Below are 5,839 nucleotides of genomic sequence, written 5' to 3' on the forward strand. Positions count from 1 at the left end.
TGAGCGGTAGAGGGCGGCTTGCGCTCATTCAGCTCCCCCAGTGAGCGGTAGAGGGCGGCTTGCGCTCACTCAGCATCCCCAGTGAGCGGTAGAGGACGGCTCGCGCTCATTCAGCTCTCTCAGTGGCCGACAGCGCCCGCCCACCCTCTACAAGTGATAATAAATCAGATCATTTAAATGGATATCGTCGGTCAGCTCGGATATTTCATGATCGAGGTAGCTGATTGTATGGCCAAGGTACTCGAAAGTGGTGGTGCGGCGCTTGAAGCGCAGATCGATGGACATGACGAAGCCTTCATGATGATGGTGGTACATGGAAATCGATGCGGAATCCCCGGCAGCGTAATTTTCCTTGCCGGACAGGAGGCGCGGGCCGGATTCCTCCGCTTTGTCCGTGTGCGGGCGGCCCCGGCCGCCTCCGATGTTCCTCACGAATTGCTGAGGACTGATTGCGGCGGCAAGATCTTCCGAAGCTTCAGCTGAAAAGTTTGCTGCTAGATCGGAAGGAACCTCCGCATCTCCCCCCGGATTGAACGCACCGCCGTAGACTTCCGATGCGCCGGTGATGACGATGCCCACGCCTTCCAGTTCATCGACCACATTCTGCATCGTCTCATCCCAGTCGGAAACCGCGACGATCACATAATCGGGGTCTTTATTGTCATAGATGTAGCGCAGGGTGCGGCGGAGCGCTTCGGCGATGTCCGCCACCTCGAAGAGGTCATCGTCCTCCGCGTCAAACGGCCCCGCATAGCCGCTGACGTACGCCAGGCGCATGCCGTTGATCTCGATCATCTCATACGGCTCGCCGAAGAAAGGCTCTTTCGTATTCGGATGGCCGATGTTGCAGTTCAGAAATGGATACCTTGAAAATCCGACCGCGCGGCGCAATTTCGAGATGTTCGACAAATCCCGGTGGTTCAGCACCGCGAAGTTGTATCCCATATAATTCATCGCCGTGACCGCAGGGTTCCGCCGGCCCCGGAGTTCCTGATCGATGCCGAGCGTCCCCCCGAGATCACCGAGCAGCACATGGAAGTTGTCGTCCGCATTGATCGTCGTCGCGTAACGGGACACTTTCGACAATGAGACATCCTCGCTCATGCCTAGCTTGCCGCCGAGATGCTGCGTCAAAATTAATTTCACTGTAAAAAACTCCTGCATGGTCAAACCCCTCCTTGATTTCATCCCACCATGATCCGCTCTTCCGGAAATTCATAGGAATGTGTATGCTGCCTGCCGCCGATGAACAATATGAAGGATATGAAACCGATCCGCCCGATGAACATGAAGGCGATGATGATCACCTTGCTCGCTGCGGAGAGTTCCGCTGTGATCCCCGTCGACAGGCCCGCCGTGCCGAACGCACTGGTCACTTCGAATAAAATATCGGTTACTGCAAATCTGCCGTTTTCCATGAAGACGATCGACGTGACCCCTGTAAAGACGAGCAGGACGGCAAGCGAGATGACTGCGAATGCACGGTCGATATCCTGCCGGGCGATGTTCCGTTTGAATGCATGGATGTGCGTCCTGCCCCGGCTGAACGAAATCAGGAACAACAGCAATATCGCGAATGTGGTCGTGCGTATGCCCCCGCCTGCAGAACTCGGGCTCGCCCCGATGAACATCAGGGCACTCATGAAGAGCTGCGTCCCCTCGTCAAGCATATCGACGGGGACGGTCGTGAGCCCGCCGCTCCGTGACGTCACCGACAGGAACATGCTGTTGAAAAGTGCACCGGTCACGCCGAACTCTTCGAAATAATCCCGCCATTCCATGATGAAGATCACCACGGCGCCAACCACGAACAATCCGCCGTATGTGGCCGTCGTCACTTTCGTGAATAAAGAGAACCTGAAATGCTTGCGGCGCCTTGATAGGAAGTTGCGCAGCTCGATCAGCACCGGATAGCCGATCGACCCGAGGACGATCTGCATCATCACCGGCACCTGCAGATGGAATGCGGTGTCATATCCGGTGAGCGACCCGGAAAATAAATCCAGTCCGCCGTTCGTCGTTGCGGATATGGACAGGAAGATGCTGTGCAGCAGTGCATAGTTCATATTCCCCGTCTCCATCAAAAATATGGCGAAATAATATACCGCACCGATGATTTCAATCAGGAGTATGAGGACGATGATGTCGATGATCAATTTGACGCCGCCGGATATTTTATACTGGTTCGTATCGACTTTGATCTGCATCCGTTCCCGGAGCCCGATCTTCTGCCCGAGCAGCAGCCATATCATCGTGCCCATCGCCATGACGCCGACACCGCCGAGGTTCATGATGAACATGATGACGACATAACCGGGCAGATTGAACGTCGTCGCGATATCCAGGCTGCTGAGCCCCGTGACGCTCAGTGCCGAGGAGGCGACGAACAGGATATCCACAAAGTCCACCCCGGAATAATCGACACGGTAGAACACCGGCAGCGAGAGCAGCAGCGTCGCCGCCACGATCGCTATGAAATAATAAAGGAAAATCAGCTGTTCGGGGCTGGAACGCCTGAACTTCGCCCGCATCTTTCTGAACATCCTGCAGGACTCCTCTCGTAATCATGATGGTTTTTATTCTACTACAAAACTTTAAAAAGACCGACTCTAAATTGAGCCGGTCTTGAAATTTTACTGCAAATTCGCCGTGACGGTCTGTTGTTCGCCGTTCCGGTAGTACTCGATCGTCATTTCGTCGCCCGGCTCTTTTTCATAATACAGGTATTGCCTCAGTTCCATCATGTTATCGACTGCGTTGCCGTCAAGTGCTGTGACGAGGTCCAGCTGCTGCAGTCCTGCGACTTCGGCGGGCGATCCGGGCTGCACACTGCTGATGACCACGCCCGAATTGACATCTTCAGGAAGGTTCATCTCGCTCTGGACGATTTCAGGCGGGATGGTGTACAGGTCCTGGAGTGTGACGCCGAGGAACGGCCGTTCCACTTCACCGTTTTCCTCGATCTGCGTGACGACCTTCTGCACTTCGTTCGCAGGGATCGCGAATCCGATGCCTTCAACCTGCGGCATGCTGATCTTCATCGAGTTGATGCCGATCAGGTTGCCGTTCGCATCGATCAGTGCACCGCCGGAGTTCCCCGGGTTGATCGCGGCATCCGTCTGGATGACGTTCGCTTCCCAGTCATAACTGCCGTCTCCGGCGAGGTCGACCGGAACAGAGCGGTCAAGCCCGGAGACGATGCCCTGGGAAACCGATCCCGAGAATGCCTCACCGAGCGGTGAGCCGATGGCGATGGCCGTCTGGCCGACCGTCAGCTCGTCACTGTCCGCAAAGTCCAGCGTGCCCTCGACCGCCTCGCTTGAAATCGTGAGTACGGCAAGGTCCGTCCATATGTCGGTACCGACGATGTTGGCTGTGACGGATTCGCCGTTCTGCATATTGACCTGAAGTTCCTCCGCGCCTTCGACGACGTGGTGGTTGGTCACGATGTAGGCCGTCTCACCATCGTCCCTGTAGATCACGCCGGAGCCGATGCCGGCTTCTTCCGGTTCGGACTGCTGTGTTTCGGGCATTTCCCCGAAGATGCCGGGCAGCAGCGAGTCGACGCGCTGCAGGTTGATCACCGATACGACGGAATCGCGTGAGGCATCGATGGCCTGGGTGATTTCATTGCCGGTCGCATCTTCCACTGCCGGCTCTTCAGTTTCCTGCTCCGTGCCGGCTTCCTCCTCATCGGTCGCCGTGAGCTCCGGGTCCGAACCGCCCTCAAATGCATTGAACAATAAAAGGACGAGCAGCGCGCCCAGTACACCGGCGAGGAGCGGCAGCAGGAAGGAACGGAAAAATCCGCCGCCGCCGCGTCCCCTGCCCGGGCCATCATTTCCGTTGTTGCCGCTGCCATCCCCGCCTGCCGGCGGCACTGCGCCGTGGTCAGCGGTGTCTGCATTCCTGCTGTCAGGCGGTACCGCAGCACCGGCGACTGCGCGGTCACGCCCGTTTTCGTCCCTGCCGGTGCGCTTCATCTCCGTGCCGCCTTCGGCCGCCTCCGGTGCTTCATCCCCCGGATAGCCGTAAGCTGCGCCGGCGGTGTTGTAAGCAGCAGGCGTTTCCCGTGCCCTGCGCGGGGTCGGTTCCGGCTCTGGTTGTGGTCCGGCAGGTGTGCCACTGTCCGCTTCCCTGTCTTCAGCATGGACATCATGCGCTTCATTCGGGATGTCGGATGATGCCTTCCCCGCCTCTTCTGCAGGGGGTGAAGTATACACATCCTGGTAGCCTGATTCATCTTCAACTTCCTCATCTGTCGGATCATCATATCCATAGACCGGCTCATGGGAACGCCCGCGGGACTCCCCAATCGATGCCCTTCTGGCCTCCGATGCCGATTGTGATGGCTGTGATGCCTCATCACCGGGGCTTTCGGATTCCGCGGCTTCAGGCTCCCGCTCATAAGGTGCGATCGGTTCCTGCCCGTCTTCTGTGAAGACGCGGCGTCTGCGTCTGTAACGGTCTCTAGGAATGACATGTTTTTTATCGTTGTCCAAATCTCTTCCTCCCAGCGTCTCAAATAACTTAATTTATATTATAAGATTTATCCGTCTATACTTCCACTGATTCGCTATCGTAAGGGGACTTCTTCCTGCTGCCGAACCAGCCGGCGAGGATGATGATGAGCATGATGCTCCAAAAGATGAGCTTCCATGCCGTCGAGTGCGGGAACTCATGTGGAATGAGGCCGACCGCTTCATGCGCCATCGAAAGTACCGCCAGTTTGACGCCGACCCAGCCGACGATCAGGAACGCCGCGATTTCAAGGCCGGGACGCTGTGCAAGTACGGCGACGAACCACGATGCGAAGAAGCGCATGATGATGACCCCGACGAGTCCGCCGACCACCATCACCGCGTACTGACCCGCATTGACCCCGAAGAAATCCCCGCCCACTTCAGGCAGTGCGAGTGCAATCGCCGCCGCTGCAAGGATCGAATCGATGGCGAACGCGATATCCGCAAGCTCGACCTTGAAGACCGTCATCCAGAAGCCGCCGCCTTTTTTCTGCTCGTTTGTGACGGCAGCGTGGACATCCGCCTGCTTCGGGTCTTTTTTATTTTCCCTGAAGATGCCGTAGAGGTGCGACCCCGACACCCAGAAGAGATAAAGTGCCCCGAGCGCCTGCATCCACCACCACTGGACGAGCCAGACGAGCAGCAGGATGGCGATCATCCGGAAGACGAACGCCCCGAGCAGACCGTAGAACAATGCTTTCTTGCGCTCCTTCGGCTCCAGGTGCCTGACGAGGACCGCGAGCACGACAGCGTTATCCGCTGCGAGCAATCCTTCAAGGACGATCAGGACGATGAGGACCCAACCATATTCCAATATTACTGCGATATCCATAAATGTGTACCTCCATGTCTGGTTTTCAAATTGACCAACAAAAAAGAGACCCATCGCAGAACGTACAGAAGGATTCTTCAGTACGTTTTGCCAAAGGTCTCACGGTACAGCAGATATGGCGGCCGGAGCCGTATGTCAGCCGTTCATTACACCGGGTCCGATTGTGAGTGTGGCTCAAGCGGTTGCCGTCATGACGATGTAATGATAGTCGATCACTGTGTGGCCGATGATTCCAGCCGGTCGATGATCACTATGGTTACTCCCCTTTTTCAAAACTAAATTTTAGCTATTGATAAGGATCTATTCAATTGTGGTTTCATTGATGAATATAATATATCCCATTCATATGCCGTTGTAAAGGCGTTTTGCCCATGAAAACGTTTTACAATAAAATTTCATGGAAATGGCGGGGATCGGCGCCTGTCGCTTATTCAAGAACGTCAGTGAGCGATAGAAGGCGCCTGCCGCTCAATCAGGAACGTCA

General features: G+C 56.1%; 4 protein-coding genes. All 4 read right to left on the reverse strand.

Annotation, left to right across the window (positions count from 1 at the left end; genetic code table 11):
• Window positions 1–147: 147 nt before the first annotated feature.
• Complete coding sequence (locus BUA12_RS07660; protein ID WP_143146111.1) at window positions 148–1,146, reverse strand: bifunctional UDP-sugar hydrolase/5'-nucleotidase; 999 nt, start codon at window positions 1,144–1,146, stop codon at window positions 148–150.
• 38 nt (window positions 1,147–1,184) lie between these two features.
• Entirely contained in the window at window positions 1,185–2,543 is a 1,359-nt protein-coding gene (locus BUA12_RS07665; RefSeq protein WP_072710011.1) for a TrkH family potassium uptake protein, read from the reverse strand.
• A gap of 90 nt (window positions 2,544–2,633) precedes the next feature.
• Entirely contained in the window at window positions 2,634–4,502 is a 1,869-nt protein-coding gene (locus BUA12_RS07670; RefSeq protein ID WP_245772777.1) for a trypsin-like peptidase domain-containing protein, read from the reverse strand.
• Between the two features lie 55 nt (window positions 4,503–4,557).
• Complete coding sequence (locus tag BUA12_RS07675) at window positions 4,558–5,355, reverse strand: TerC family protein (protein ID WP_072710013.1); 798 nt, start codon at window positions 5,353–5,355, stop codon at window positions 4,558–4,560.
• Window positions 5,356–5,839 lie beyond the last annotated feature (484 nt).

Source organism: Lacicoccus alkaliphilus DSM 16010 (genome assembly GCF_900142805.1).
Taxonomy (GTDB): domain Bacteria; phylum Bacillota; class Bacilli; order Staphylococcales; family Salinicoccaceae; genus Lacicoccus; species Lacicoccus alkaliphilus.